A 24,974-nucleotide genomic window follows, 5' to 3' on the forward strand; every position below is an offset into this window, starting at 1 on the left:
GCTTCTTACCCTTCCGAGCGGCCCCTGCCGCCGTCATCCTTTTCGCGCAAGCCACGCAGGCGCTGCGCTTCCTCTACAACACGTTTGGCGAGTCCGCCAGAGGCGAGCGCCGCATGAATCACCGTTTGGCGCCCAAATGCCTGCCCTAACTCGTCCGCAGTGAGCCAACCGATGTATTTTCCGAAGTGCGGCGTGCTCAGTTTCGACTTGCCGCGCCCCGATCCATCAACGGCCTGAATCAGCACCTGGGCCTCTTCCCGGTCCAACCACGTCTTGACCTTTTCATATCCGGCAACCGCGTCGCCGGACTTGCGCGCAAGGCTCAGCAACTCGATCACACGACGGGTGACCTGACGTTCCACTTCGTCCGTCAGGTCCTCGGGCACACTCACCTGCGCCTTGAAGCCACGCGCAAACAGCTTTTTGCCCACGGCCTTGTCCAAAGCAGCACGATCCGCCGCCACGTAGACGCCCCGCCCCGGCAATTTTGCCGCGACATCCGGATAGACCTGACCGTCCGGCCCCGTCACAAAGCGGATCAGCCCAAACTTCGGCTGCACCTCACCCGTGGCGATGCACTTACGCTCAGGTCCCTCGGACCGATCCTTATGGACGCCACCGCGACTCATGCGCGTACCCCGAGGCCCGCGATCAGGCCTCGGCCTCCTCGTCGGCAGTTTCGCCGTCTACATCTTCTTCGGCCTGTTCCAGCTCGGCCGGATCAACCCAGCCCAGCATGATGCGGGCTGTCATGACCAGATCCTGCGCTTCTTCCAGCGAGACACCAAAGGGTTCCAGAACGCCGTCATCCTTGATTCGCTGGCCGTCGACCGTGGTCCAGCCACCGGCCAGTTCCCAGTCCGCGCAGGTGGCGAAGTCTTCCAGTGTTTTCACGTCATCCTTGGCCAGTGCCTCAACCATCTGGGGTGTCAGGCCTTCGAATTCAATAAGGCTGTCCTCGGCACCCAGTGCGCGGGCGCTGTCCAGCGCGGCTTTGGCCTGTGCTTCCAGGAATTCGCGGGCGCGGGTCTGCAGTTCCTGCGCGGTGCCTTCGTCGACACCGTCGATGACCAGCAGTTCGTCGATCTCGACATAGGCAACCTCTTCGAGGTTGGTGAAGCCTTCGGAGACCAGCAGTTGCGCAAAGAACTCGTCCAGATCCAGGCTGTCCATGAACAGCTGGGTGCGGGCTTCGAATTCTTTCTGACGACGCGCCGATTCTTCGGCTTCGGTCATGATGTCGATGTCCAGGTTGGTCAGCTGGCTGGCCAGACGCACGTTCTGGCCGCGGCGACCGATTGCCAACGAGAGCTGCTCCTCCGGCACCACAACTTCGATCTTGCCGGCCTCTTCGTCCAGAACCACCTTGGAAACCTCGGCAGGCTGCAGAGCGTTCACCAGGAAAGTCGGCTGATCTTCGTTCCATGGGATGATGTCGATCTTTTCACCCTGAAGTTCGTTCACAACCGCCTGCACGCGGCTGCCGCGCATACCAACGCAGGCACCGACGGGATCAATCGAACCGTCATAGGAAATCACGGCGATCTTGGCGCGCGAACCGGGGTCACGGGCCACGGCCTTGACCTCGATGATGCCGTCATAAATTTCCGGCACTTCCATCTTGAACAGCTCAGCCATGAATTCCGGCGCGGTGCGCGACAGGAAGATCTGGTGGCCACGCACTTCACGGCGGACTTCCTTGATATAGGCCCGCACACGGTCATTCGGGCGATAGCTTTCGCGGCCGATCTTGTCGTTGCGGCGCAGAACAGCCTCGGCACCGCCCAGATCGACGATGACATTGCCAAACTCTTCGCGTTTGACCGCACCGTTGATGATGGTGCCTGCGCGATCCTTGAACTCTTCGTACTGACGGTCACGTTCCGCTTCGCGCACCTTCTGAAGGATCACCTGCTTGGCGGACTGAGCGGCAATACGGCCCATTTCAACCGGCGGGACTTCTTCCACGAAGACATCACCGACCTCGGGGTTTTCCATATACTGTTTGGCCTGCTCGACGGTGAACTCGGCCTGATAGTTCTCAAGCTCGTCATCCTCGACAACGGTGCGCACGCGGGTAAAGGTCGCCTTGCCGGTCTTTCGGTCGATGCTGACACGAATGTCCATTTCCGCGCCGTAACGGCTCTTGGCGGCGCGGGCGAGCGATTCCTCCATCGCTTCGACAACCAGACCGGGGTCGATCATCTTTTCGCGGGCCACGGCCTCGGCGGTCTGCAGCAGCTCCAGCTGGTTGGCTGAGGTGATTGCCATCAGTTAGTCTCCTCTTCGGACCCTTCGGTCTCAATCTCGTCGAAAGCGTTTTCGTTCAGAGCACCGGCGTCTTTGCGCTGGCGCAGCATTTCCTTGATCAAGTCATCAGTCAGGACCAGCTTGGCGTCGCTCAGCCAATCGAATTGCAGACCGATGGTAATGGTCTCACCCCCCTCGGGGATGTTGATCAGAACCTCGTCCCCCTCGATCCCGGCCAACTCGCCCTTAAAGCGGCGGCGACCATCGATCAGCTCGGCGGTTTCGATCTTGGCCTCATACCCTTCGAACGTCTCAAAATCCTTGAGACGGGTCAGAGGGCGGTCGATACCGGGGCTGGATACCTCAAGCGTGTAGGCATCGAGGATCGGATCCTCAACGTCCAGCGTGGCGCTGACGGCGTTGGAAATCTCGGCGCAGTCGTCCACTTCGATGCCGCCATCAGGCTTGTCAGCCATGATCTGCAGCGTGGTCTGCTTGCCGCTCATCAAACGGATGCGGACAAGCTCATACCCCAGATCTTCGATCACGGGGGTGATGATCTCGGCCAGTCGCCGGTCGATGGCAGCTTTGGCTATCAGGTCGTTTGTCATTCGGGTCTCTACCCTTCAATCGGGCACAAAAAAACGGGCGCGCGGCCCGTCGATCTTTTCCGGTGGTGCCCCGGACCTAAGCCCGACACGCCGCTGTTAGGGGCGATATAGCCGTGCACATACAAGAATGCAAGCCCACAGAGCCCGAACAGCCGATCTGAGTTTCAATCCGAGAGAATCCACTCACCGTCCGCACAGATATAGGGGCCGACGCGATCACCATCCTCATAGACCTGACCATCAAACAGGCATTGCCTGCCTTGGGCCATGGCGGCGCTGAACAGGGTAAGGTTCAGCAATGATACAACAGCAAGCAAAACAAGAAACATCTTCATTCAAATCTCCTAATCCGCCGATGACGCAAAAAGGGCAGGCTGTGTGTTGCGCGGGTAGATAATCACCGACAAGGTGCCTCGGCCCTGAAACTGTTCGGCATCAGCCAGTCGCGGCGGAAAAAGCTGATCAAAGGCTGCACGGTTCAGCCCCAGCTTCATCTGCGAGCCCGACAAGGTCTCAAACGGCGTGCGCGCGGCGCAGGAATGGAACATCGCGTTCTGCTGCACCGTGAACTGGCGCATGATGTTGGACGAACCGCCAACGGGCTTGATCAGTACTGTAATCCCCTGTTTCAGAAAGCTGTCCGGGCAGGTGAACACCATAGGCGTGTTGGTTTCGTTGGTGTCATGCAGCAACTCACCTTCGGCTTTTATCTCATGCTTGAACGGGCTGAACACGGTCTCTTGATCAATGAAGTTTGTATACAGCGTCGCAAAAAGCTGACTGTCGCCCAGCGGTTCGGACTTTATCCCCTCGTAAAGATCCGCGATGGCCTGCCACATACGCGAGTCTGCACCGCGCAAAGTTCCCGGCAACGAAAACGGACCTTCCAAATCGTAAAGCACATCGCGCAGTTGGACCGACAGGCTATGATCCTTTTCCAGCCCCCGAATCCTATCCGCCAGCGCCGAATCGTTCAGTGCGTAGTACCCATGAGACTGCAGGGTCCGCGTCAAAGCCCGCATATCCGAGATTTTCCGCGCCTTTGTTTCGGGGCTGTCATCGTCAGACGGCTTCACCGCCTCAAACCCGTTGTCCAGCAACTGTGTCAGCGACTGCCCCTCTCGGGCGTCCAGCTCTATGGTCCCGTTTTTGCTGACTTTTACCGTCACGTCCTTTCCTGTCTTCAGGGCGGACACAGCGACATAGCCCAGAACGGCGGACAAAACGATTATTGTTATACTCTTTAGACCTTCGACCTTCATGGGACTTCTCCCATTTGCGAAACAATCAAGCTAATGCAGCGCATACAATAGCAAAATTTTGCATAAAGTAGAAGTCAGGCGAGTTTGAAGGGGTTAGATCAACCACCACCGTTCGGCGAGCCTGCCGTCATCTAAAGGACGATTGGTTCCGACCTGGCGCGGCATGCCAACATGCCCGGCAACGGCCAGCGCCATGTCATTTTCACTTGGGAAAAAGCGCAACCCGCGTTGAGCACTCAGCCCCTCGGCCTGCGGCAGTGCCGCTATATCCACATAGCCATCGCGCAATGCCTCGGCCCGGACCTGAGCGTCAGGGATCACGATGATCTCGAGCGTGTCAGCCCATCCTGCCAATCCGTTCTTGTAATGCCCCGCAACGCGACGCCCCAGAAAATGCCGGTCATCTTCAGCCCGCTCCACGCGATAGCATCCGGTTCCATTCGCCGCGTGCAGAGGCGTCACGCCTTGCCCATCGCGCGTGATGACAAACCTGCTGTCGGCCAGCAAAAAAGGAAGGCCCGGGTTGGCCTCGGCCAGTTCAAGACGAACCTGCGCATCAGACAGGGCTTCGACTTGCCCGACCTCTGCCAAAACGGCCACCACGTCTTGCACATCCAGTGCGGACCCATCGTGAAACTGAACCGCCTCACGCAGATCAAAACTCCATACCTTGGCTTGCGCGTCTGTCTGCCAGGCAGTTGCCAGCTCTCCGCGCAGGGTGCCGTCGGGCGCGATCTCGGTCAGCGTGTCAAACACGGCACCACGGGCGACTTGTTCAAGGCTGTCATCGCGAGGCACCGCCAGACGCAGCGTTCCCCCAACCTTTGGCGTGTCGGCCAATGATGCGCCCGTCGCCGCAAGCAAAGCAGCAGCGGCACCAGAGGCGAACAGGGCGCGGCGGTCAATCCGGGTCATGATGCCCCCTCCGCCACGCGGTCCATGATGCGCACAAGCTCGGCGCTGATACCGGGCTCTGACAGGGCGTGCCCGGCCTGCCGTACCATCTTCAGCTCAGCATTGGGCCAAAGCTGTGCAAGGTTCCAAGCGGCCTGAGGCGGGCAGATCATGTCATACCGCCCCTGCACGATATGGCCGGGTATATGCGCAATCCGGTCCATCTGATCCAAAATCTGGCCGTCCCGCTCTAGAAACGCGTTGTTGATGAAATAGTGATTCTCTAGCCGCGCAAATGCTCTCGCATATTCTCCGGGGCTTTCCCCTGTGGTCCCCTGCGAGTGGATTGAGGCCAGCGCGTTTTCCCAACTGGACCAGGCCCGGGCATACAGAATCTCGGTCGCGCGATCACCCGAGAACAGACGTTTGTTGTAAGCGCTGATGGTATCCTTCAGTTCGCTTTCCGAAAGCAGTGCCGTGAACTTGGCCCATTGCTCGGGCCAGAACTTGCCGGCACCACCGCCATAGAACCAATCCAGCTCGGACTGCGTGGCAAGAAACACGCCGCGCAGCACCAACCGGTTTACCCGGTCGGGATGGGACTGCGCATAGACCAGCGCAAGCGTCGCCCCCCAGCTGCCGCCAAAGACAATCCAGTCGTCGATATCCAGCAAGGTCCTCAGCCGTTCGATATCGGCCACCAGATGCCATGTGGTGTTATCCGTGACCGAGGCATGAGGCCGCGATCGCCCGCACCCACGCTGATCAAACAGAATCACCCGATAGACGTTCGGATCAAAATAGCGCCGCATCGCGGGGCTGCAGCCGCCTCCCGGGCCGCCATGCAGGACCACCACAGGCACACCGTTCGGATTGCCGCATTGCTCCATATAGATGCGATGGCCTTCGCCCACATCCACCATGCGCTGATCGAACGGGTCGATCGGCGGGTACAGATATTGAACTGCGCGCTTTTGGTCCGGGTACTTGTCCATTATGGCCCTATATAGTCCTTAAGCGTAAAAGAGCATACGGAGACAGGAATGCAAGCGCATCCGAACACGGTTGACCCTTCCGAGATCGCAAAATTCGAAGCGATGGCCGCAGAATGGTGGGACCCGCATGGAAAATTCAAACCGCTGCACATGCTCAACCCCTGTCGGCTGGACTATATCACACAGCAGATCGCGGGTGAATTTGACCGTGATATGACGTCGGGGAAACCGTTCGAGGGCCTGCGCCTGCTGGATATCGGCTGCGGCGGCGGGCTGCTGAGCGAACCGATGGCCCGTTTGGGGGCCGAGGTCGTGGGCGCGGACGCCGCCGCAGGCAACCTGCCCGTCGCCCGCATCCATGCCGAGCAATCGGGGCTTGAGATCGACTATCGCCACACCACCGCCGAGGACATGGCCGCCGCGGGCGAACAATTCGATGTGGTGCTGAACATGGAGGTGGTCGAACACGTAGCCGATCCGCTCTCCTACCTGACCGCCACGCAGCAACTGCTGAAACCCGGCGGGCTGGAGATTTGTTCAACCATCAACCGCAACCCGAAATCTTATGCGATGGCGATTTTCGGGGCCGAGGTCGTCATGCGCTGGCTACCGCGCGGCACGCATGAATGGAACAAGTTCATCACGCCTGACGAACTGTTCGAGCTGCTGCGCCAGGCCGGGCTGGAGCCGGTGGACCGCAAGGGTTTCGTGTTCAACCCGATCCTATGGAGCTGGTCGATCTCGGACCGTGATTTGAGCGTGAACTATGTGACGGCGAGTGTGAAACCGGGGTAGGATGGGTAGTCTTACCCGTCAACCTGGCCTAGAGATTGAATCAGGTACCTTTACAGCGATCGATAAATTTTTCGTCCAAATAAGTTCCTTTGATGAAGTTTGACCCACCCAAAAGCACGCCGAAGCCACGCGAGAGTCTCGGTTCGATTCTGGCCTTTGCTTTTGTGATGTTTTGGCTGTTTGGGATGCTAGTTGCAGCACCGGTTCTAGCGTGTCGCTCTGATCGCCTTGAAGGAAAGACTAAGCTGGGTTTTTGTAACGCCGCTCTGATAAGCAGCATCGGGTTTCGTCTAACGCCTGTGGGCCAAGCTCGAGGGTCATTGATGCACCTTGAACGCGGTATCGCACTTTCACAATTGGGCCGCGACGAACAAGCGCGAACAGCTTTCGAACGGGCCCTTCAGTATTCGCGTGCAGTCCCACAGAATTGGGAGCGAAGGCTTGTAGAAAGAATGAGCACGCTTGAAGATAACAGCGCTGTGGGTCTTTGGGAGTCGCTCGTCTCGACTTCCAAATAGTCGCGCTCTTTATTCTCCCTCAAGCTGCAACCGCAAATCCCGCAGCACTGGCAGCGTACTCCGCACCCGCTCCAGTCCCAACTCACCGACGACACGGTTAATCAGCGGCTCAATCGAGGAAATCGCCTGATCGCGCGCGCGGCGACCGGCAGGGCTGATGGCGATCATCTTGCGGCGGGCGTCGTCCCAGTCGGGGCGGATGTGGATGTATCCGGCCCATTCCAACTTGGCCAAGGTGTTCGTCATCGCGCCTCGGGTCACGTGGAAGGTGCTGGCAAGCTGTGCCGGGGAACGCTCGCCCCCGACAAAAACCAGATGGTTCAGAACCGAGAAATGAGAAATCTCCATGCCCTTGGGCAACACCCGGCTGAGCCGGTTGCGCAATAGTTGATCGGCGGTCAGGATCTCGCTGAACAGCGTGACCGCAAGGGCATTGTGTTCGTCCGTCATGTGTCCGGTTCTGGGTCAGGGCCCTCGGAAAGGCCTCACGTGGGTCAGGGAAGGCACGCGGCGGCGCGCCTCTGTCACAGAACTATCATCCAAATCGAAAAAGTGAATGCCCGGATCGGTCCTTGCGTCGATGACGACCTCTCCCCACGGGGCGATCACCATGCTGTGGCCGTGGGTATGGCGCGTCTTGCCGCGGGTTTTGGGGTGCTCGCCGGTTTGGGCCGGGGCGACGACCCAGCAGCCGGTCTCAATCGCGCGGGCGCGCAGCAGCGATTCCCAATGGGCGGCCCCCGTCACCGGCGAAAACGCGGCTGGAACCGTCAGGATGCGCGCACCCGCCTGCGCCAGCGCCGCATAGAGATGCGGAAAGCGGATATCGTAGCAGACGGTCATGCCGACCTTGCCGAAGTCGGTGTCTGCAATAACAGCCCTGTCACCAGGGCGGTAATTCTTAGATTCGCGGAAGGTTTCGGTCTCGGTCACCTGCACGTCGAACATGTGGATCTTGTCGTACCGCCTCACTATCTGCCCATGCGGGTCGATCATGTAGGAGCGGTTCGCAAAACGACCATCCGCGTCATGGGTTTTGATCGCCAAAGACCCGATCAGCAGCCAGACACCCAGAGCGGCGGCCTGATCGCACAGGCCAGCCAGCGTCTGGTCGTCTTCTTCATGCTGCAGAACGTCTCGCTGGCGTGTAGTGCTGGTGGACACGCAATTCGTCACCTCGGGCGTCAGAACGAACTGCGCGCCCTGCCCCCCAGCCTCGGACATCATGGCGCGGACCATGTCCAGATTTTCGGCCGGGTCGTCCGACGAGGTGATCTGCAGCAGCGCGGTTTTCATCAGGCCGCGAGCAGACCGTCCAGCTTGCCCTGACGCTCCAGCTCATACAGGTCGTCACAGCCGCCTACATGCTGCGTGCCGATAAAGATTTGCGGGACGGTTCGTTTGCCGCCGGCGCGTTTGATCATCTCGGGTTTGCGCTTGGGATGCATCAGCACGTCGACTTCTTTGAACTCGACGCCTTTCTGCTTCAGCAGTCTTTTCGCCGCGTGACAAAAGCCGCAGAGCGGTGAGGTGTAGATTTCTACCGGTTTCATATTCCGTACCTTCGCGTTTCGCATAATCTTGGGCGAATTAGGCATCCTTGGCAACGCGCGCCAGTACCAACACGAAAATATGATTTGCCCCGGATGCAAGGCAGACACGCGCACAGGCCGCCAGCGTTGCACCCGAAGTCATGACGTCATCCACCAACAAGACGTCGCGGCCCTGCATACGGTTCACCCGCTTTGGATGGGCGGAGATCGCGTTTTCAAGCGTTTCGGCCCGTTGAGCCGCAGTTTTGCCATCCAATACCGGGGTCCGTACCCGCCGCAACAGAAGGTCCGGGCACACTTCCAGCCCAGCCTCTTTGCCGAGGTACTGCGCCAACAAAGCGGATTGATTGTATCGGCGTTTCAACAGCCGGGTCCAATGCAGCGGTACAGGTGCAACCAGCATGTCTGGGTGAAACAGCTCTCGCCCGGCCTGCGCCATCCACCGCGCGGCAGGACGCGCCAGTTCGGGGCGATCACCGTGTTTCAGAGCCAGCACAAGTGCCCGCGCCTTGCCTTGGTACATCAGCGCCGCACGTCCATCATGCCACGGGCGAGCGGTTTTCATACAGTCATCGCACTCAATCCGGTGCCCGTCTGCAATACCCGGCAAGGGCACCCCGCAGCTTTCGCATACCGTTCCGCCGATGAACGGCGTTTCGCGCCAGCAGGTGCCACACAGGCCGAAATCCGTCTCGGTCAGTTCACCGCATCCCATGCAACGGGGGGGATAGATCAGCGCGACAGCGGTTTGAATTCGCTGCCACATGCGATAATTGCGCCCTATGAAGCTGCCTGACTCCACCGCACCCTCTTTGTTTGATCGCCGCATTCTGGCCCTGCATCGCGCCCGCGCACAGGACGAGGCGCTGTTTCTGCACCGTGCTGCCGTGGACGAGGTGCAGGATCGGCTGTCGATGGTTAACAAAAGCTTTACGGCCCCAGCGATCGTCACGCCCTTTGCGCATATCTGGCAGGATGTGTTGCCCGAGGCACGACTGATCCCGGATGAGGACGTCTTGGACCTGACCCCAGGCGCGCAGGATCTGGTGATCCACGCCATGTCCCTGCATTGGGCTAACGACCCGGTCGGGCAGCTCATCCAATGCCATCGCGCGCTGCGCCCGGATGGATTGTTGTTGGTTGTATGCTTGGGCGGCGAAACCCTGCACGAACTGCGTGCCGCCTTGGGACAGGCCGAGATCGAAGTGACCGGAGGACTTAGCCCCCGCGTTGCCCCGATGGCGGAACTGCGCGATCTGGGCGGCCTCCTTCAACGTACGGGGCTGGCGCTGCCTGTGGCAGACTCAGCGCGTCTGACGGCCGAATACCGCGACCTGCCGCATCTGATGCACGATCTGCGCGCCATGGGCGAGTCCAACTGCCTGACCGGTCGCGTCGCACATGTGACACGGCGGCAGGTCTTTGCTCGCGCGCAGCAAATTTACGCCGAGAGTTTCGCAACAGATAGCCACCGCCTCGCAGCGACCTTCGAGCTGATTTGCCTGACGGGCTGGTCGCCGGACGAAAGCCAGCAAAAACCATTGCGCCCCGGCTCGGCCAAGACGCGTCTTGCCGACGCGTTGGGGACAAAAGAAGGCAAACTGCCCGATTGACGACTGAACAAATCCGGTTATCTCAGGCCGGTACAGAATAACCGCAGGAAGTTCGAAATGTTTGACGCCACCCGCCCATCGCATGCACCCGCCGACCACCCGAAGGTCAAAATGGGCCGTGTCGGCATCCTGTTGGCTAATCTGGGGACGCCGGACGACTATTCGTATTGGCCGATGCGGCGCTATCTGAACGAATTTCTGTCAGATCAGCGGGTGATCGACTACCCGAAATGGAAATGGCAGCCGATCCTGCAAGGGATCATCCTGACCAAACGCCCGTTCAGCTCGGGTGAGGCGTACAAGTCGATCTGGAACCACGAAAAGGGCGAAAGCCCGCTGATGACGATAACCAAGGATCAAACCGCCAAGATGCGCGATGCGATGCACGCACGCTATGGCGACAAAGTGATGGTCGATTTCTGTATGCGCTACGGCAACCCGTCGACCAAATCCAAAGTGCACGAAATGGTAGCCGCAGGGTGCAATCGCATCCTGTTCTTCCCGCTATATCCGCAATACGCAGGCGCAACGACCGCCACTGCGAACGATCAGTTCTTCCGGGCGCTGATGGAGGAGGCGTGGCAACCCGCCGCGCGCACCGTTCCGGCCTATTTCGATGAACCCGCCTATATCGACGCCCTGGCTGGGTCGGTGGAACAGGCATATGCGGCGATGGAAACCAAACCGGATATTCTGGTCTGTTCCTATCACGGCATGCCGGACCGCTATTTGCAGCAGGGCGACCCGTATCACTGCCAATGTGCAAAGACGACCCGTCTACTGAAAGAGCGGCTTGGCTGGGCAGATGACCAGCTTGTTTCGACCTTCCAGTCGCGTTTCGGGCCTGAGGAATGGCTGAAACCCTATACAGTGGACCACGTGGCGGAACTGGCCCGGCAGGGAAAGAAGAACATCGCCGTGATCGCTCCGGCGTTTTCCGCCGACTGCATCGAGACGCTGGAAGAGATCAACGAAGAGATCAAGGAAAGCTTTGAAGAGGCCGGTGGCGAGACCTTTACCTACATCCCCTGCCTCAACGACGATGATTCGCATATTGCGGCATTGGGCAAGGTGATCGAAGACAACCTGAAGGGCTGGCTGGGCTGATCGGCCCCGTCAGTCGGACCCGATACAGCAGACGTGAAAAAAGGCGGTGGATTGCTCCACCGCCTTTTCTCTAGATAACGCTCGTCAAATTAGCTTGCTGCAACAGCTGCGGCAACAACGACCAGCAGGACCAGCGGCAGGATGATGCCCTGCGACGAACCCTGTGTTTCTTCAACAACAACCGGTGCTTCAACAACCGGCTCTTCCAGGTTGCCAGCATAAGCGGTCGAAGCAGCAGCAGTCAGTGCAGCGGCGAGAACGAGTTTCTTCATATTAACCTCCAGAATTTGCACGGTTCCATATAGCGAAACCGCACACTCAAGACTTACCTCGTGTTTTTTTCTAATCAGCTATCCGGCTGGAATGCAATTGGAACTTGCGCCGCAAGCGGGTTCGCGCGCGAAAATGTCGTCAAATAAGCAACACTTGCGTGCCGACCTTCGCCATTGAGAACAGTTCCGCGATATCCTCGTTGAACAAGCCAATGCACCCGTTCGACGACCGACGCCCGATTTTGCGCGTATCATGGGTACCGTGGATGCGGTAGTACTTCCAGCTCAGATATAATGCATGCGTTCCCAATGGGTTATCCGGGCCAGGCGGGATATAGTCCGGCCATTCCGGATTCCGTTTTTTCATCGAAGGCGTCGGCGACCAGCTTGGGCCTTCGACTTTGCGGATAACACTGGTCCGGCCGCGCCGGGTCAATTCCTCGGTCAATGGCACCGATGACGGGTACAGTTTGTATACAGATTGATCATCTGACCAATAATGCAGCGCCCGCGAGACTGTATCGACCAGAATGGCACCGTTTCTGGTGTTTGAGAAATAGGGCTGCCAATCCAGGGCACGGAAGCCCGAGATGTTACGACGCACCTCAGGTTCTGGCTCGGGTGCGGGGCGCAACGGGTCTCCGGGTATGTACTGCGCAATCGCCGGCGATGCCAACAACGCAGAGGCACCGGCCAGAAATCCGCGACGACTGGAAGAAAGAACAGGTTTTTTGACCATCGCAAACGGTCCTTTGCTAAAGCTGTCGTGAAAATTTCACGTATTTTATTGCCAGAATGCGTCAATCGCAAATCAAACCGGCAGAATCATGCGAGAATCGGCCATTGCAGGTTTGCCCAAGGCCGCATGGCGCGCTATGCCGTATGTCGACACAATAATCAGGTCGATCATGACGCGTATTCTTACTCTACTGTTCCTTTGCTTTGTTGCGCTGGCTGCATGTACCCCGAGCAGCACCCCGACATATGGGTCGGATGGCCGCCCGCTGCCGACGGTCTACAAGATCCGAGGCAACCCGGAAAAGCTGCAATTCCGTATGCTGGATTCGGTGAATGCGCTGCGCCAGGCGCAGGGACTTCAATCTGTTCAACTGAATTCTCAACTGAATGCCGCTGCGGCCACGCACTCCAAGGACATGGCGCGGCAAAACAGACCCTGGCACTTTGGCTCGGACGGATCGTCTCCGATCGATCGCGCACGTCGTGTAGGCTATTATGGAACCTTCCTGGGTGAGGCGATTTCCGAAACCTACGAAACCGAAACCGAAACACTGGCGGCCTGGATGCAAGAGCCAGGTCCCCGTGCCGTGATCATGGACCCGAAAGCCACCCAGATGGGATTTGCCTGGCATCAGGAAAACGGTGGCAAGATCTGGTGGACGCTTGAAATGGGGTCTGGCGGATAACCCGCTCCCTAAAACGAAAAAAGCCCCCGAAATTCGGGGGCTTTTTTTTGACTAAGGTTGTTACGCAGCCTGCATGGACTGCGCTTCGGTCAAAATCGCGTAAAGCTTGACCGGATCAGGATTGGCCCGCAGCTTGGTGCAAACAGAAGTATCGCGCAGCGTACGGGACACCAATGCCAAGGCCTTAAGGTGATCGACACCGGCCTCTTCCGGTGCAAACAGCGCAAAGGCGATATCAACGGGCTGCCGGTCCACCGAACCAAAATCAATCGGTTTCTCGAGCATGACAAACACGCCCGCGACGGCTTCCAGATCTTCGAGCCGGGCGTGCGGCAGTGCAACGCCATGGCCAACGCCAGTCGGACCCAAGCTTTCACGTTCCAAAAGGGAATCGACGATAGTTTGCGCGTCCAGACCCAGAGTACCGGCAGCGACATCGCCAATTTCCTGAAACAGCCGCTTCTTGCTGGAAGCGGCTGACAATACACGTACTGCTTCGGGCTTTAGAATGCTCGAAAGCTCCATGATCATGCTCCACGGCGAACCCCCTGCCAATCGTAGGGGCCCGCCTTGCTAATCTTGCCTGTTACGGATCGATCCAGCCGATATTTCCGTCATCCCGACGGTACACGACATTCAATCCGTCCTTGTTCTCATTTCGGAACACCAGCACCGGGGCACCAGCAAGTTCCATCTGCATGACGGCTTCACCAACACTCAGCGATGGGATCTTGGTTTCCATCTCAGCCACGATCATGGGCTGCAGAGATTCGGGTTCGTCAGCCGTCTCCGATTCGTCAGAGGCGAGGATATATGACGACGCCCCGAAGAGTTCAACAGGCTCAGAACGATCCTTGTGGTGGTCCTTCAGGCGGCGCTTGTAGCGGCGCAGTTGTGTTTCCATCTTGTCGCAGCATCCCTCAAACGCCGCATAAATTTCGGTCGCGTGTGCCTTGGCCTGAGCCGTCAGGCCAGTGGAAAGATGTACTGTGGTTTCGCATACATATTCATGCGCTGAACGGGAAAAGACGACGTTGGCGTCCGTAGGACGTTGGGCATATTTCCCCACGACCTCGCCCAGTTCGGTCTGCACGTGGGTCTGCAGGGCCGCACCGATGTCGATCTGTTTTCCGCTGATTTGGTAACGCATGTGATCTCCTTCACAATTCACACCCATTTCTGACGTCACGTAACGCGACGCACTTGTTTTTATCGGGTGGGGGACATCGACAATTCCCGCGGTAACCGCACCGGTTCCCCTTCAAGGAAGGGGCGTCGTGATCCAGACGGAAACCGAAGAACTGCCATGTCCCAATTGAGGCAAGAGACGGCGGAAGAGTCAATCAAAACAGGCGTGTATATACGTGATTTCCGCCATGCGCAGGGCGCAATTCCGCTTATCCTTATGAAATACGGAAGTTTTCGCCCAGATAGACGCGGCGAACGTTTTCGTTTTCGACGACTTCGTCGGGCGTGCCGGACATCAGAACCTGACCATCATGCAGGATGTAAGCCCGGTCAACGATTTCCAGCGTTTCACGCACGTTGTGGTCGGTGATCAGCACGCCGATGCCACGTTTCTTGAGGTCCGCGACCAAGTGGCGGATATCGCCGACGCTGATCGGGTCAACGCCTGCAAAGGGTTCATCCAAAAGCAGATATTTCGGGTCAGCCGCCAGACAGCGCGCAATCTCGACCCGCCGACGCTCCCCGCCTGACAGGGCCAAAGCCGGTGCCCGGCGCAAATGTTCAATCGAGAAGTCAGACAACAGTTCTTCCAACCGCTCTTTACGACGATGGGCGTGTTTGACGGTTATGTCCAGAACGGCGGCGATATTGTCCTCGACGCTCATACCCCGAAAAATCGACATCTCCTGGGGCAGATAGCCAATTCCCAAACGTGCGCGACGATACATGGGCAACGTCGTTACGTTCTGCCCATCAATTGTAACGATGCCGGCCTCGGGGAACACCAGACCTGCAACCGAGTAGAAGGTCGTGGTTTTGCCCGAGCCGTTTGGACCCAGCAACGCCACCACCTCGGATCGGTCCAGCGTCATCGACACGTCACGGATCACCGTCTTTTTGCGGTACGATTTGCGTAGTTTTTCGATTTTCAGACCGGAAGCACCTTCAGCCACCGTCAATTCAGGCTTGGCCATCAGTTGGCCCCCTGCTGCAGGATGGTCTTTACGTTCCCGGTCATCGTCGCCAGCCCGGTGTTCAGGTTCGCGTTCATCTGATCACCGCTGATTGTGCTGGGACCCTGCAGCAGCAGGACATTGCCCTTCATGACGATCTGACCAGAATCGATTGTGTATTCCGCCCAGTCGCCTTCGGCTGCATCCGGCGGGCTGACCAAGACGACGTCTTCGGTCGCTTCCATCCGTTCGATACCCGAACGCTCTTCGTTGTAGATCACAAGCACGCGCTCAGCCGTCAGGCGCATTTCGCCCTGAATGACGATCACATTGCCCAGAAACTCGGCCGAGCCGTCTTCCTGATTTACGTTCAACCTTTCCGACGTCACCTCGACCGGCAGGCTGGGGTCGGCCTGGGGCGAACCAAATGCAACTTGCGCTTCCTGCGCTGCCGCAGAGATCGCACCGGTTACCAGAGCACAGCTTACAAGGGCTAAACGAAAATAGAACACAGGTTATCTTTCTGCTTTTTGAGGCTCATACACCAACTTCACGCCGTCTGTAAAAATAATATGGACCGGCCCGTCTTTTTTTTCCGTTCCAAATGTCATGCGGCCAGCGGTGAAATCGCCGATAATTCCAGTTCCATCGACCTGACCGGGCGTGTCCCCACGAATTTCGTCCAGCGCAGTGTTCAACAGATCGGTCGTAACAACGATTCCGTCCGTTGTTGTGATCACGACGTCGCCCACAAACGTCGCTGTGTTCTTATCCGGGCGGATCATGCCAGAGTTTGAATCCAGCGTGATCACACCGCCACTCAACAAACCCAAACGACCGCGGAATTCTGCGGCCGTGGGCGCTTCGCCTTCGGTCCCCTGAGTGGCTCGGGTGGCTTCGATCTGAACGTCTTCGCCTTTACGGGTTGTGCCGCGATAATCGGGCTGGGTCACGACCTGCTCGGCCAAGCGTTCGTCGATATCCTGTTGCGAGAAAGGCACGCTCACGTTGGTCTGGATACTGCGCGACAGCAGGAAGACAGTCGACAGCATTCCGATGGCCACCAACGGCAGCGCCACCTTGAGGAATTGGACCATGCGAGAGTGTCCGTCCACCGGGCCGCCCTCCGCTTAACCCAGCCCGACGCGCAGGCAGTCGTGGATGTGCAACAACCCTTCGGCGGGTCCTTGCGTGTCCGGATCGACAACAAACAACGAGGTGATCTTGCGGTCATTCATGATCGCCACGGCCTCCTCCGCCATCGCGTTGGGCGCAATGGTCATCGGGTTGGTGGTCATCACTTCTTCGGTGGTCTTGTCCAGCAGCCCGTCCATGTTGCGACGCAGGTCGCCATCGGTCACGATTCCGACCAGGCGACCTTCTGTGTCGGTGACCCCGACAACGCCAAAGCTCTTTTGGCTCATGACCAACAGCGCCTCGCCCATCGGGGTTCCTGCTGGCACCAGCGGCAGATCGGAATGCATCAGATCGCGCACCGTAGACAGCTGCGCACCCAGCTTGCCACCAGGGTGGTAAGCGCGGAAATCCTCGGGTTTGAAATCGCGATACTTCATCAGCGCAATCGCCAGCGCATCACCCATCGCCAGGGTCAGCGTGGTCGAAATCGACGGCACCATACCAAAACCACAAGCCTCACCCATGGATGGAATCAGCAAATGCACGTCTGCCTGTTTCATCAGCGTGCTTTCCGGCTTGCTGGACAGGCCGATCAGCGGAATTCCGAACCGGCGCGTAAAGGCCAGCAGATTGACCAATTCCGGAGCCTCGCCCGAGTTTGAAATAGCCAATACAACATCGCCTTTGGACACCATGCCCAGATCGCCATGGCTGGCCTCGGCCGGGTGTACGAAATAGGCGGGCGTTCCGGTGCTGGCCAGCGTGGCAGCAATCTTGTGGCCAATATGGCCCGACTTGCCGATACCACTGACAATGATGCGACCCGGAGCCTGCAGGATCAGCTGCACGGCTTCGGCGAAACGCTCATCCAGGCTGTCGGCCAGAACGTCCAGCGCGCGGGCTTCGTCGGTGACGACCTGTCGCGCGGTTCTCAGGAATGCTTCGGTATCGGTCATGAGTGCGCAAAGATATCCGTTTCGGGCCAGCCTGCGAGGTCGAGTTTCGCACGCATCGGCAAGAAGTCAAAACAGGCCTGCGCCATTTCGGTGCGGCCTTCGCGGGCCAAACGCCCGTCCAGCGCGTCGCGCAGCTGGTGCAGGTACAGAACATCCGAGGCCGCATAGTCCAGCTGCGCGTCTGTGAGGGTCTCAGCGCCCCAATCGCTCATCTGCTGCTGTTTTGAGATATCGACGCCGATCAGTTCCTGACACAGGTTCTTCAGGCCATGGCGGTCGGTATAGGTGCGGACCAGACGGCTGGCGATCTTAGTGCAATAGACCGGTGCGGCCAGCGCCCCAAACGTGTGGTACATTGCGGCAATGTCGAAACGGCCAAAGTGGAACAGCTTTAGCACATCGGGGTTTTCCAGCATCGCACACAGGTTCGGTGCCTCGGTCTGGCCTTTTTCGACCTGAACGATATGGCTGTGCCCGTCGCCGCCCGACATTTGGATCACACACAGCCGATCCCGATGCGGGTTCAGACCCATGGTTTCACAGTCGATGGCCACAACGGGGCCCATATCCAACCCGTCCGGCAGGTCGTTTTTGTAGAGATGGTTTGCCACGAGGCTTGTCCTTTGTCCGGTATTGTCCCCGAGATAGGAGGTTTGGGCCCTAAACTCAACGCCATCCATATCTATGCGGCAGTGACCTGCAGGCCGCATTGACTGTATCCATATGGGGGGGATAGGGTTATTCAATGACCCAACACACACACGAATCCCACCCTCAGATCTACGCTCGCCTCAAACGCGCACATGGCCACTTGGCCAAAGTCATAGACATGCTTAACGATCAGGCCCCTTGTACAGATATCGCGCAGCAGCTTTTTGCGGTGGAAAAAGCGATCACCAACGCAAAACGCGCCTTGATCCACGATCACATCGACCACTGCCTGTCCCCTGCCAATGGGGCCAAAGAAACAGACGTCGACGACTTCAAGGCCATAACAAAGTATCTTTGAAAGATGCTGAGCGTCCTTGGAAACCGCGTCTATCGCCATTTGCTTGCCGCACAAGTTGTTGCGCTTGCCGGGACCGGTCTGGCGACGGTTGCATTGGGTCTGCTTGCCTTTGACCTCGCAGGAGAGGCCGCGGGCATGGTTTTGGGAACCGCCCTGACCATCAAGATGGCCGCCTATGTGACCGTCGCCCCACTGGCCGCGGCCTTTGCCGAACGGTTGGATCGACGCAAAATGCTGGTTGTTCTGGACACTGTACGCGCAGCCGTGGCGGTCTGTCTGCCGTTTGTAACCGAGATTTGGCAGATCTACGTTCTGATCTTTGTACTGCAATCAGCCTCGGCCGGTTTCACTCCAGCGTTTCAGGCCACAATCCCGGACGTACTGACCGATGAGCAAGACTATACCAAGGCCCTGTCGCTGTCTCGGCTGGCCTATGACCTGGAAAGCCTGCTCAGCCCTGCTTTGGCTGCGGCGCTCTTGTTGGTCATGAGCTTTGACAGCCTGTTTTGGGGCACAAGCTTTGGGTTCTTGGCCTCGGCGCTTTTGGTGGTGTCAGTCGCCCTGCCCTCACCCAAACCAACGAAACGCCGAGGGATCTATGACCGTACAACTCGGGGCATTCGGATATATCTGAACACAGCACGTCTGCGTGGGTTGCTGACCCTGACCTGGAGCGCCGCGGCGCTCAGCGCGATGGTCATTGTGAACACCGTCGTCATCGTCCGCGCCAACCTTGGCCTGCCTGACAGTGCGGTGGGCATCGCGTTGGCAGGATTCGGTGGCGGGTCCATGCTGGCGGCCTTTGCCCTGCCTTCCCTTCTTGACAGGTTCGGGGACCGCAGCGTCATGCTGGCCGGAGCGGCAATCGGGACGGTCACGATGGCGATTTCGGCAGCGCTGTTTGCTGCGCTTGCGATGCCGCTATGGGGGCTGACCGCGCTGTGGGCCGTCGTCGGCTTTGGATACTCGTCTACCTTGACCCCTTCGGGCCGGTTGCTGACGCGTACGGCCAAACCAGAGGACAGACCGGCCGTTTTTGCGGCACAATTCACGCTGTCTCATGCCTGCTGGCTGGTGCTGTATCCGCTGGCGGGATGGCTTATGACCACCAAGGGAACCGAACAGGCGTTGTTGTGGATGTCTCTTGCTGCGCTTTTGGGTTTGTGTGCCGCGCCATTAATCTGGCCGCGCGGCAAGCACGAAACCGCACCTGGCGAACGTATTGACAAAGCTTGAGTATCCCGGTGGCTTTGCACTAAACCTTGGCCTCATGGATCAACTCGACCGCAGCATTATCTCGGCTTTACAGCACAACGCACGTGAATCCACCACCAAGATCGCGGCGAAGCTGGGTGTGGCCCGGACCACCGTGCATGAGCGTATCCAGCGGATGGAAGAGCGTGGGGTGATCGCCGGATACTCGGTGGTGCTGACCGCCCCCGAAGATGCCCCACGCGTTCAGGTCGTCGTATTGCTGGAAGTTCAGCAAAAAGAGACCACGCGGATCATCAAGCGGCTTGAGGCCTACCCGGAGGTTAAACTCTGCCTGTCGATCAACGGCGAGTTCGATCTGCTGCTGTCCGCCGAGGCCCCCCGGATCGAGGATCTGGATATTCTGGTCGACGAACTGGCTAAGATACCCGGTGTTTTGCGCACCAATACCAGCGTCGTCTTCGGTCGTCGGATTGACCGAATCTGAATGCCCAATAACCCTCTGTAAACCTTGGCGCGGCTAGCTTGGCCCGGACTGATCAGAATCCCGGACCGGCAGAATGCCCAATCGAACGATCTTAGGACTGGCCCTGGTGGCGCTGTTTGACGCGCCACAGGGTTTCGCCATGTCCGACACCCGCGTCGCCCAAATCTGCGACGCCGCCGCCCAGCGCGCAGCCCGGTCCGAAGGCGTGCCGCTGGACATTATGCGTGCGATAACACGCCTGGAAACCGGTCGCGCGCTGGACGGCACGCTGCACCCGTGGCCCTGGACGATCAATGTCGAAGGAAAAGGCTTTTGGTTCCCGTCCGAGTCGGAGGCAAAGTCCTATCTGTTCAACATCTTCAAAGCAGGCAAGCGCAGCTTTGACGTCGGATGTTTCCAGATCAACTATCGCTGGCATGGCAAAGCGTTCCGGTCGATCGACGCCATGTTTGACCCTGATGAAAATGCCACCTATGCGGCGCGTTTCCTGAAAGATCTTCATGCCGAGCTGGGCTCGTGGTCCGCAGCTGCCGGGGCCTATCATTCACGCACACCTGAATTGGCCAACGCCTATATTGGGCGCTTTCAGACCATTCTGGCACAGTTGGACGGGTCGACCGCGACCGAGCTTGCCGCGCGCGATCCCTTTACCGGTGCCGCCAGCCCGCTGATCCCGCTTCAGGCCCCAACCGACCATGGCGCGATGGGCTCTTTGGTGCCGGTGGCCGGAGCCGCCACCGCTTTCATCCAGTTCAACTAGGAGCCCCCGAGTGCCCAAGATCGACGCTCGTTCCCTGTTCTCTCCTACCGTTCTGCTGGCGCTGGCGCTGATGATGGTCATCGTGATGATGATCCTGCCGATGCCCGCCTGGGTTCTGGATGTGGGCTTGTCCGCCTCATTCGCGCTGGCGATCCTGATTTTTACCCTGACGCTGTTCATCGAACGGCCGCTGGATTTTTCGTCCTTTCCGACGATCCTGCTGGCCTCGCTGATGCTGCGGCTATCATTGAATGTCTCCTCGACTAAACTAATCATCGGACAGGGACATACCGGCCCAACGCCGCTGGGGACGTCATCGAAGGCTTTGCGAATTTCGTTATGGGCGGCAGTATCTTCCTGGGGTTCGTGGTCTTTGGCGTGTTGCTGATCGTGAACTTCATGGTCATCACCAAAGGTGCCGCACGCATGGCCGAAGTTGGCGCGCGCTTTGCGCTAGACGGGATGCCCGGCAAGCAGCTGGCCATCGACAGCGACATGTCCGCCGGGGCCATCGACCACCAGCAGGCCAAGGAACGCCGCGAACGCGAGCAGCAAGAGACCACGTTTTTCGGCTCGCTCGACGGGGCGTCGAAATTCGTCAAAGGCGACGCGGTTGCAGGGTTGCTGATCACTCTGCTGAACCTTGTGATGGGCCTTATTATGGGCGTGATCGTGCACGGAATGCCTGTCTCTTCCGCGTTTGAGACCTATGCCATTCTGACCGTGGGCGACGGGCTGGTCTCACAGATTCCCGCCGTGATCATCTCAATCGCCTCTGCGCTGCTGCTGGCCAGGGGCGGCACGCAGGGCGCGACCGACAGTGCGATTTTCTCGCAGTTGGGACGGCACCCGGCGGCGCTGGGTACGGTTGCTGTGTTGGTGGTGCTGTTTGCCTTGGTGCCGTCTGCCTTATTTGCCCTTTATCCTTGGGGCGGGTGTGCTGGGGTATGCCGCTTGTTCGGTTCAGCGCAAACAAAGGGCAGAGGCCAAGGCCTGTGTTGTGGTCGATCAGCGCTCGGGCACCATTGTCATGGGGCAAGAGGTTCGGATTTCCCGCGTGGCAGTGTCGCAAGGCAATCTGTCACTTACGGTCGAAGGGGCTCCGATTGCTGTGCAACCTAACCCGTTTGCACGTGGCGAGACCGTTGTCGTGCCAAGGACCATCGCCGGAATAGAGGAAGAGGAAGGCACCGGACTGGCCGAAATACCCGAAGCAACAACCCTGTCCGAAGTCGTCGCCGGTCTGAACGCATTGGGAGTGTCGCCGCGTGATATGATCGATATTCTCAAAACGATCAAAGCTGCAGGTGCCCTACACGCCGAATTTGTCGTTCGCTAAGAAAATCTGGGGCCAAGCGGCCCCAGATTTGATTACTTCGACTTCCAGCTGTTCAGCCATCTCTTGAACTTGCCGCCTTGTTCTTCAATGGCATCCCCGGCAGCGTACAGGCCATCTTCCATATTCTCGATCACGGGGTCGACCCGTGCTTCACGAAACCGACGCCAGCGGACCCATAGGGCCCAAACGATCGCGAAGAAAACGGTCAGGAAGATAATGTTGAACCACGGGATGATCCGCACATCCGGGTTGTCGACCGCCCAGATTTTCACCGCATTTGGGAAAATCGACAGGAACTCACTGCGCCAACCATAGTGGCGCACAACCACCCAACGAGGTGCTTCGGTCGTTGATTTTAAATCCGCTGCTTCGGCCTGCAAATTCGAGGAGTTAAGTTTGAAATAGGGCGGCCAGCCCCAGCCGGTGTCTTCATTGCGATAGACCATGACTTTGCCATTGGTTTTACGTGTCTGGATAAAAAACACGTCGCGGTTTGGTGTTGTCGCATCACTGCCGACATCATGAACCGACCAGAAGATGCTATTTTCCCCGGGGTCGATCCGTTTTTCATAGGTATCCGAGATCCGCACCACATCGTGCTGCGGCAAGGTGTAGTTCAACACCGCCGCAATCGTGCCCCAGAACAGAATGATAAAGCCCCATTTGATGTAACGCATCTGCGAAACCCTCACATGAAATTCGAAACGTAAATCAGGATCGCGATCAGACCCAGCGGTACGACGTAGATCCCAAGGATCAGTTTTCGGCGAAACGATCCATCGTATTTCTGCAGACCGCGCTGGACAAACGCGTCCCGATCGCCGGTAAGACCCTTTTTCTCCCAATGCGCGATCAGCTTACCCCGCCTCACCCAGCGGGAATAAATCGACACGCCCACATACAGGATCGTAAGGAAAATCAGCAAAGGGATCAAAAAGCGCAGCGCGACAAACATTCAACTTCTCCCAACGGCACCCCAGGGACCGACCCTTACGATGACCTCATTGCTGACCCGGTCGCTGCCGCTCATGTCCGGTTCATGGCCGAACAGCGCGGCCCGAGCACCCGCTTTGTCCACCTGATACTCGCGCGCAAGATAGTCGGCAACATAAGCTTTTTTAGCTTCCGGCCAGGTTGCGTAGGTCCGGTAGAACAGTTCCTTGTGGCAAATGAACATCTGGCGTGGGTCCAGCGGCGCCATTTCGGCCAGCAGCATGTTAACCAGATCTCTGTTCGGTGTGTCGGTCGCCCGCAAGGTGTAGAAGTAAGCCGGATGATCCGAGGTGATGCGCGGCCATGGTCCGCCATCCTTTGCCCAGCGCAGCAATTGCGTAAGGCCGTGATAGGCCTCGGGCAGGCGGTCGGCATGGTTGCGCGCCAACCGGCGCATATCGCTGCGATCCAGCCCCGCCATATCCACGCCCGCATCCGCAGCAGCGGAAACCGTCAGAAAATCCATCTTCTGTTGCAGGATCGCGCTCGAGTCCACGCCCCGCGCTTCGATGATCGTTTCGACAAGGTTGTTCAGCCCAAGAAACTTGGCGATCTGATTGCGCTGTGCCTTTTGAAAGACGTGTTTCAGCGGAAGATCGTCTGGCACGTCTTCCATACAAATGGCGGCCGGGTGATCCAGATCCGGGAACAGATAGAGCCCACCGAAATGCGCGGTCCAAAAGTTGCGCTGCTCGAACGCGGTATGGCGCAAGCGGACAGGGTTACGGGTGACGTCACCGGTTTCCCTGGCCGTTTCGATCATCTTGGCGATCAGCACATCGTCGAACCAGGCGTCTTCTTCGGTTTTGAACTGTTCGACCATGCCCGCGAGTTGCTCGGCCTTGCGTAGGGTTCCGCCAGCGGTATCAGCCTCAATCTCGATCTTGCGCAGGTTCAGCAGATCGCGCGGGGTGGTGAGTTTGAAGACTGAGTTCACCAGCTCTCCGGCCACCGCGTCGGTGGCGGTCAGGGCAAACAGTTGCGCCTCGTTCATCTCGATGAATTCGCGCAGGATATCGCGCGAGGTCGAGAATTTGACGTTCAGCAACGGCGCGCGTTTCTGTTCGGTCGTTAGCAGAATGAACTGCCGGTTGACCCCGTTGGGGTTGAGGTAGAGCGGGTCGTCCAGCTCAATCCCCACCTCCGGCGAATAGCCCGAGATATCGACATGGAAATCCATCAGCGCCGTGCTCTTGCCCGCCAGATGCTGCAACGCGCGGTTATACCGCTCGACCAGAGCCGGGCTGGAGATGTGGACGAGGTTGCCGAACATCAGGCCTTTTTCGATGAGGCGGATCATTCGGACCACCTATGCGATGCCTGCAAATTGATGCCATTTATCAAACCTGCCCAATAGGGCGCGGACAAAACCAGCCCTCCTAACAACAGTACTGAAGAATCCAACCTTTGGTCCAAATTCAAAATCTCGAAATGGCGGCAACACGCCGCCACGGCTACACCGAAGTAAGCAGCTACTGCAGCAAAAAGAGTGAGAGTCCACCAGAAGAAGAACCGCAGCCACATGAAGCTACCCAAAGGAACCGGCAAGCTGAACCGGAACGCCCAGAGGACAAACTTGATTCCAGCATAGGCCAGAAGAGCACAGGTTATCAGAAAGACGATATCAAGCACCCAAGTACTCCCTA

General features: G+C 58.3%; 32 protein-coding genes and 2 pseudogenes. 10 read left to right on the plus strand and 24 right to left on the minus strand.

Annotation, left to right across the window (positions count from 1 at the left end; all coding sequences use genetic code 11):
* Positions 1–5 precede the first annotated feature (5 nt).
* The 7 genes from GOV53_RS19590 to pip all read right to left on the minus strand — a co-directional run bounded on the left by GOV53_RS19590 (position 6) and on the right by pip (position 6,012).
* Positions 6–629, minus strand: coding sequence for an RNA-binding protein (locus tag GOV53_RS19590; RefSeq protein ID WP_170469730.1), 624 nt, complete (start codon positions 627–629; stop codon positions 6–8).
* A 22-nt stretch (positions 630–651) separates the two neighbouring features.
* Positions 652–2,271, minus strand: coding sequence for a transcription termination factor NusA (gene nusA, locus GOV53_RS19595; protein ID WP_170469734.1), 1,620 nt, complete (start codon positions 2,269–2,271; stop codon positions 652–654).
* Positions 2,271–2,861: a ribosome maturation factor RimP gene (rimP, locus tag GOV53_RS19600; RefSeq protein WP_170469736.1), complete on the minus strand. Its 591-nt coding sequence runs from the start codon at positions 2,859–2,861 to the stop codon at positions 2,271–2,273. Before rimP ends, nusA begins: the two co-directional genes overlap by 1 nt.
* 164 nt (positions 2,862–3,025) lie before the next feature.
* Positions 3,026–3,196, minus strand: a complete 171-nt coding sequence (locus GOV53_RS19605) for a hypothetical protein (protein ID WP_170428414.1) — start codon at positions 3,194–3,196, stop codon at positions 3,026–3,028.
* 9 nt (positions 3,197–3,205) lie between these two features.
* On the minus strand, positions 3,206–4,123 hold the full coding sequence (locus tag GOV53_RS19610; protein ID WP_170469739.1) for a hypothetical protein: 918 nt from the start codon (positions 4,121–4,123) through the stop codon (positions 3,206–3,208).
* A 93-nt stretch (positions 4,124–4,216) separates the two neighbouring features.
* Positions 4,217–5,038 carry an ABC transporter substrate-binding protein gene (locus tag GOV53_RS19615; protein ID WP_170469742.1) on the minus strand — a complete coding sequence of 274 codons (822 nt, stop codon included), beginning with the start codon at positions 5,036–5,038 and terminating at the stop codon, positions 4,217–4,219.
* Positions 5,035–6,012, minus strand: coding sequence for a prolyl aminopeptidase (gene pip / locus GOV53_RS19620; protein WP_170469744.1), 978 nt, complete (start codon positions 6,010–6,012; stop codon positions 5,035–5,037). The genes GOV53_RS19615 and pip overlap by 4 nt, the downstream gene beginning before the upstream one ends.
* Before the next feature lie 48 nt (positions 6,013–6,060).
* Here pip and ubiG point away from each other — a divergent pair, with 48 nt between their 5' ends.
* On the plus strand, positions 6,061–6,807 hold the full coding sequence (gene ubiG / locus GOV53_RS19625) for a bifunctional 2-polyprenyl-6-hydroxyphenol methylase/3-demethylubiquinol 3-O-methyltransferase UbiG (RefSeq protein WP_170469747.1): 747 nt from the start codon (positions 6,061–6,063) through the stop codon (positions 6,805–6,807).
* Between the two features lie 527 nt (positions 6,808–7,334).
* On the opposite strand, the gene GOV53_RS19630 is transcribed toward ubiG, so the two are convergent.
* Genes GOV53_RS19630 through GOV53_RS19645 form a run of 4 tightly spaced genes read right to left on the minus strand, consistent with a single transcriptional unit; the run spans position 7,335 to position 9,644 of the window.
* Entirely contained in the window at positions 7,335–7,775 is a 441-nt protein-coding gene (locus tag GOV53_RS19630) for a MarR family winged helix-turn-helix transcriptional regulator (protein ID WP_170469750.1), read from the minus strand.
* A gap of 15 nt (positions 7,776–7,790) precedes the next feature.
* Positions 7,791–8,621, minus strand: a complete 831-nt coding sequence (locus tag GOV53_RS19635) for a carbon-nitrogen hydrolase family protein (RefSeq protein ID WP_170469753.1) — start codon at positions 8,619–8,621, stop codon at positions 7,791–7,793.
* A complete protein-coding gene (grxC, locus tag GOV53_RS19640; protein ID WP_170428435.1) occupies positions 8,621–8,878 on the minus strand; it encodes a glutaredoxin 3 in 258 nt (85 codons plus the stop codon). Before grxC ends, GOV53_RS19635 begins: the two co-directional genes overlap by 1 nt.
* 37 nt (positions 8,879–8,915) lie before the next feature.
* On the minus strand, positions 8,916–9,644 hold the full coding sequence (locus GOV53_RS19645; protein WP_170469756.1) for a ComF family protein: 729 nt from the start codon (positions 9,642–9,644) through the stop codon (positions 8,916–8,918).
* A gap of 16 nt (positions 9,645–9,660) precedes the next feature.
* On the opposite strand from GOV53_RS19645, the gene GOV53_RS19650 reads away from it, so the two are divergent.
* Entirely contained in the window at positions 9,661–10,491 is an 831-nt protein-coding gene (locus GOV53_RS19650; RefSeq protein WP_170469758.1) for a methyltransferase domain-containing protein, read from the plus strand.
* A 57-nt stretch (positions 10,492–10,548) separates the two neighbouring features.
* Complete coding sequence (hemH, locus tag GOV53_RS19655) at positions 10,549–11,598, plus strand: ferrochelatase (RefSeq protein WP_170469761.1); 1,050 nt, start codon at positions 10,549–10,551, stop codon at positions 11,596–11,598.
* An 89-nt stretch (positions 11,599–11,687) separates the two neighbouring features.
* Here the strand turns inward: hemH and GOV53_RS19660 are convergent, their stop codons facing one another.
* Positions 11,688–11,870, minus strand: coding sequence for a hypothetical protein (locus GOV53_RS19660; protein ID WP_108861641.1), 183 nt, complete (start codon positions 11,868–11,870; stop codon positions 11,688–11,690).
* A 139-nt stretch (positions 11,871–12,009) separates the two neighbouring features.
* Positions 12,010–12,609, minus strand: coding sequence for a L,D-transpeptidase (locus GOV53_RS19665; protein WP_170428447.1), 600 nt, complete (start codon positions 12,607–12,609; stop codon positions 12,010–12,012).
* A gap of 169 nt (positions 12,610–12,778) precedes the next feature.
* On the opposite strand from GOV53_RS19665, the gene GOV53_RS19670 reads away from it, so the two are divergent.
* Entirely contained in the window at positions 12,779–13,294 is a 516-nt protein-coding gene (locus tag GOV53_RS19670; protein ID WP_170428450.1) for a CAP domain-containing protein, read from the plus strand.
* A 60-nt stretch (positions 13,295–13,354) separates the two neighbouring features.
* Here the strand turns inward: GOV53_RS19670 and GOV53_RS19675 are convergent, their stop codons facing one another.
* The 7 genes from GOV53_RS19675 to GOV53_RS19705 form a co-directional block, all read right to left on the minus strand.
* Complete coding sequence (locus tag GOV53_RS19675; protein ID WP_170428453.1) at positions 13,355–13,819, minus strand: PTS sugar transporter subunit IIA; 465 nt, start codon at positions 13,817–13,819, stop codon at positions 13,355–13,357.
* Positions 13,820–13,880: 61 nt separating this feature from the next.
* Positions 13,881–14,444: a ribosome hibernation-promoting factor, HPF/YfiA family gene (hpf, locus tag GOV53_RS19680; RefSeq protein WP_170428456.1), complete on the minus strand. Its 564-nt coding sequence runs from the start codon at positions 14,442–14,444 to the stop codon at positions 13,881–13,883.
* Between the two features lie 253 nt (positions 14,445–14,697).
* Positions 14,698–15,456, minus strand: a complete 759-nt coding sequence (gene lptB, locus GOV53_RS19685) for an LPS export ABC transporter ATP-binding protein (RefSeq protein ID WP_170469764.1) — start codon at positions 15,454–15,456, stop codon at positions 14,698–14,700.
* A complete protein-coding gene (locus GOV53_RS19690; RefSeq protein ID WP_170428462.1) occupies positions 15,456–15,947 on the minus strand; it encodes an LptA/OstA family protein in 492 nt (163 codons plus the stop codon). The genes lptB and GOV53_RS19690 overlap by 1 nt, the downstream gene beginning before the upstream one ends.
* A gap of 3 nt (positions 15,948–15,950) precedes the next feature.
* Positions 15,951–16,532 (minus strand): LPS export ABC transporter periplasmic protein LptC, encoded by a 582-nt coding sequence (gene lptC / locus GOV53_RS19695; RefSeq protein ID WP_174823513.1) that lies wholly within the window; start codon positions 16,530–16,532, stop codon positions 15,951–15,953.
* Between the two features lie 33 nt (positions 16,533–16,565).
* A complete protein-coding gene (locus tag GOV53_RS19700) occupies positions 16,566–17,528 on the minus strand; it encodes a KpsF/GutQ family sugar-phosphate isomerase (protein WP_170428468.1) in 963 nt (320 codons plus the stop codon).
* Positions 17,525–18,139, minus strand: coding sequence for a ribonuclease D (locus tag GOV53_RS19705; RefSeq protein WP_170469768.1), 615 nt, complete (start codon positions 18,137–18,139; stop codon positions 17,525–17,527). Before GOV53_RS19705 ends, GOV53_RS19700 begins: the two co-directional genes overlap by 4 nt.
* 134 nt (positions 18,140–18,273) lie before the next feature.
* Between GOV53_RS19705 and GOV53_RS19710 the strand changes: the two genes are divergently transcribed.
* From GOV53_RS19710 to GOV53_RS19735, 6 genes and pseudogenes are all read left to right on the plus strand, one after another.
* On the plus strand, positions 18,274–18,537 hold the full coding sequence (locus GOV53_RS19710) for a metal-sensing transcriptional repressor (RefSeq protein ID WP_170469781.1): 264 nt from the start codon (positions 18,274–18,276) through the stop codon (positions 18,535–18,537).
* Between the two features lie 3 nt (positions 18,538–18,540).
* A complete protein-coding gene (locus tag GOV53_RS19715) occupies positions 18,541–19,773 on the plus strand; it encodes an MFS transporter (RefSeq protein ID WP_170469784.1) in 1,233 nt (410 codons plus the stop codon).
* Positions 19,760–20,236 (plus strand): Lrp/AsnC family transcriptional regulator, encoded by a 477-nt coding sequence (locus GOV53_RS19720; RefSeq protein ID WP_254439347.1) that lies wholly within the window; start codon positions 19,760–19,762, stop codon positions 20,234–20,236. Before GOV53_RS19715 ends, GOV53_RS19720 begins: the two co-directional genes overlap by 14 nt.
* 73 nt (positions 20,237–20,309) lie before the next feature.
* A complete protein-coding gene (locus GOV53_RS19725) occupies positions 20,310–20,996 on the plus strand; it encodes a transglycosylase SLT domain-containing protein (protein WP_170469787.1) in 687 nt (228 codons plus the stop codon).
* Positions 20,997–21,066: 70 nt separating this feature from the next.
* Positions 21,067–21,987: pseudogene (locus tag GOV53_RS19730) on the plus strand (FHIPEP family type III secretion protein); the annotation flags it as partial.
* A pseudogene (locus GOV53_RS19735) lies at positions 21,979–22,335 on the plus strand (flagellar basal body P-ring protein FlgI); the annotation flags it as partial. The pseudogenes GOV53_RS19730 and GOV53_RS19735, both read left to right, overlap by 9 nt.
* A 32-nt stretch (positions 22,336–22,367) precedes the next feature.
* Here the strand turns inward: GOV53_RS19735 and GOV53_RS19740 are convergent.
* From GOV53_RS19740 to GOV53_RS19755, 4 genes are read right to left on the minus strand one after another with little or no spacing between them, the layout of a single operon-like run.
* Complete coding sequence (locus GOV53_RS19740) at positions 22,368–23,012, minus strand: DUF1523 family protein (RefSeq protein WP_170428533.1); 645 nt, start codon at positions 23,010–23,012, stop codon at positions 22,368–22,370.
* Positions 23,013–23,023: 11 nt separating this feature from the next.
* Complete coding sequence (locus GOV53_RS19745; RefSeq protein WP_170428537.1) at positions 23,024–23,290, minus strand: hypothetical protein; 267 nt, start codon at positions 23,288–23,290, stop codon at positions 23,024–23,026.
* Positions 23,291–24,628: a DUF6638 family protein gene (locus tag GOV53_RS19750; protein WP_170469790.1), complete on the minus strand. Its 1,338-nt coding sequence runs from the start codon at positions 24,626–24,628 to the stop codon at positions 23,291–23,293. It lies immediately after the preceding gene.
* Positions 24,625–24,960, minus strand: coding sequence for a hypothetical protein (locus tag GOV53_RS19755; RefSeq protein ID WP_170469792.1), 336 nt, complete (start codon positions 24,958–24,960; stop codon positions 24,625–24,627). Before GOV53_RS19755 ends, GOV53_RS19750 begins: the two co-directional genes overlap by 4 nt.
* Between the last annotated feature and the right edge of the window lie 14 nt (positions 24,961–24,974).

It is taken from the genome of Ruegeria arenilitoris (assembly GCF_013035315.1).
Classification (GTDB): Bacteria; Pseudomonadota; Alphaproteobacteria; order Rhodobacterales; family Rhodobacteraceae; genus Ruegeria; species Ruegeria arenilitoris_D.

Excerpts from the sequence above, each read along its gene's own strand:
- GOV53_RS19590 (WP_170469730.1), bottom strand. The coding sequence starts at position 629 with ATGAGTCGCGGTGGCGTCCATAAGGATCGGTCCGAGGGACCTGAGCGT.
- nusA (WP_170469734.1), bottom strand. The coding sequence starts at position 2,271 with ATGGCAATCACCTCAGCCAACCAGCTGGAGCTGCTGCAGACCGCCGAG.
- rimP (WP_170469736.1), bottom strand. The coding sequence starts at position 2,861 with ATGACAAACGACCTGATAGCCAAAGCTGCCATCGACCGGCGACTGGCC.
- GOV53_RS19605 (WP_170428414.1), bottom strand. The coding sequence starts at position 3,196 with ATGAAGATGTTTCTTGTTTTGCTTGCTGTTGTATCATTGCTGAACCTT.
- GOV53_RS19610 (WP_170469739.1), bottom strand. The coding sequence starts at position 4,123 with ATGAAGGTCGAAGGTCTAAAGAGTATAACAATAATCGTTTTGTCCGCC.
- GOV53_RS19615 (WP_170469742.1), bottom strand. The coding sequence starts at position 5,038 with ATGACCCGGATTGACCGCCGCGCCCTGTTCGCCTCTGGTGCCGCTGCT.
- pip (WP_170469744.1), bottom strand. The coding sequence starts at position 6,012 with ATGGACAAGTACCCGGACCAAAAGCGCGCAGTTCAATATCTGTACCCG.
- ubiG (WP_170469747.1), top strand. The coding sequence starts at position 6,061 with ATGCAAGCGCATCCGAACACGGTTGACCCTTCCGAGATCGCAAAATTC.
- GOV53_RS19630 (WP_170469750.1), bottom strand. The coding sequence starts at position 7,775 with ATGACGGACGAACACAATGCCCTTGCGGTCACGCTGTTCAGCGAGATC.
- GOV53_RS19635 (WP_170469753.1), bottom strand. The coding sequence starts at position 8,621 with ATGAAAACCGCGCTGCTGCAGATCACCTCGTCGGACGACCCGGCCGAA.
- grxC (WP_170428435.1), bottom strand. The coding sequence starts at position 8,878 with ATGAAACCGGTAGAAATCTACACCTCACCGCTCTGCGGCTTTTGTCAC.
- GOV53_RS19645 (WP_170469756.1), bottom strand. The coding sequence starts at position 9,644 with ATGTGGCAGCGAATTCAAACCGCTGTCGCGCTGATCTATCCCCCCCGT.
- GOV53_RS19650 (WP_170469758.1), top strand. The coding sequence starts at position 9,661 with ATGAAGCTGCCTGACTCCACCGCACCCTCTTTGTTTGATCGCCGCATT.
- hemH (WP_170469761.1), top strand. The coding sequence starts at position 10,549 with ATGTTTGACGCCACCCGCCCATCGCATGCACCCGCCGACCACCCGAAG.
- GOV53_RS19660 (WP_108861641.1), bottom strand. The coding sequence starts at position 11,870 with ATGAAGAAACTCGTTCTCGCCGCTGCACTGACTGCTGCTGCTTCGACC.
- GOV53_RS19665 (WP_170428447.1), bottom strand. The coding sequence starts at position 12,609 with ATGGTCAAAAAACCTGTTCTTTCTTCCAGTCGTCGCGGATTTCTGGCC.
- GOV53_RS19670 (WP_170428450.1), top strand. The coding sequence starts at position 12,779 with ATGACGCGTATTCTTACTCTACTGTTCCTTTGCTTTGTTGCGCTGGCT.
- GOV53_RS19675 (WP_170428453.1), bottom strand. The coding sequence starts at position 13,819 with ATGGAGCTTTCGAGCATTCTAAAGCCCGAAGCAGTACGTGTATTGTCA.
- hpf (WP_170428456.1), bottom strand. The coding sequence starts at position 14,444 with ATGCGTTACCAAATCAGCGGAAAACAGATCGACATCGGTGCGGCCCTG.
- lptB (WP_170469764.1), bottom strand. The coding sequence starts at position 15,456 with ATGGCCAAGCCTGAATTGACGGTGGCTGAAGGTGCTTCCGGTCTGAAA.
- lptC (WP_174823513.1), bottom strand. The coding sequence starts at position 16,532 with ATGGTCCAATTCCTCAAGGTGGCGCTGCCGTTGGTGGCCATCGGAATG.
- GOV53_RS19700 (WP_170428468.1), bottom strand. The coding sequence starts at position 17,528 with ATGACCGATACCGAAGCATTCCTGAGAACCGCGCGACAGGTCGTCACC.
- GOV53_RS19710 (WP_170469781.1), top strand. The coding sequence starts at position 18,274 with ATGACCCAACACACACACGAATCCCACCCTCAGATCTACGCTCGCCTC.
- GOV53_RS19715 (WP_170469784.1), top strand. The coding sequence starts at position 18,541 with ATGCTGAGCGTCCTTGGAAACCGCGTCTATCGCCATTTGCTTGCCGCA.
- GOV53_RS19725 (WP_170469787.1), top strand. The coding sequence starts at position 20,310 with ATGCCCAATCGAACGATCTTAGGACTGGCCCTGGTGGCGCTGTTTGAC.
- GOV53_RS19740 (WP_170428533.1), bottom strand. The coding sequence starts at position 23,012 with ATGCGTTACATCAAATGGGGCTTTATCATTCTGTTCTGGGGCACGATT.
- GOV53_RS19745 (WP_170428537.1), bottom strand. The coding sequence starts at position 23,290 with ATGTTTGTCGCGCTGCGCTTTTTGATCCCTTTGCTGATTTTCCTTACG.
- GOV53_RS19750 (WP_170469790.1), bottom strand. The coding sequence starts at position 24,628 with ATGATCCGCCTCATCGAAAAAGGCCTGATGTTCGGCAACCTCGTCCAC.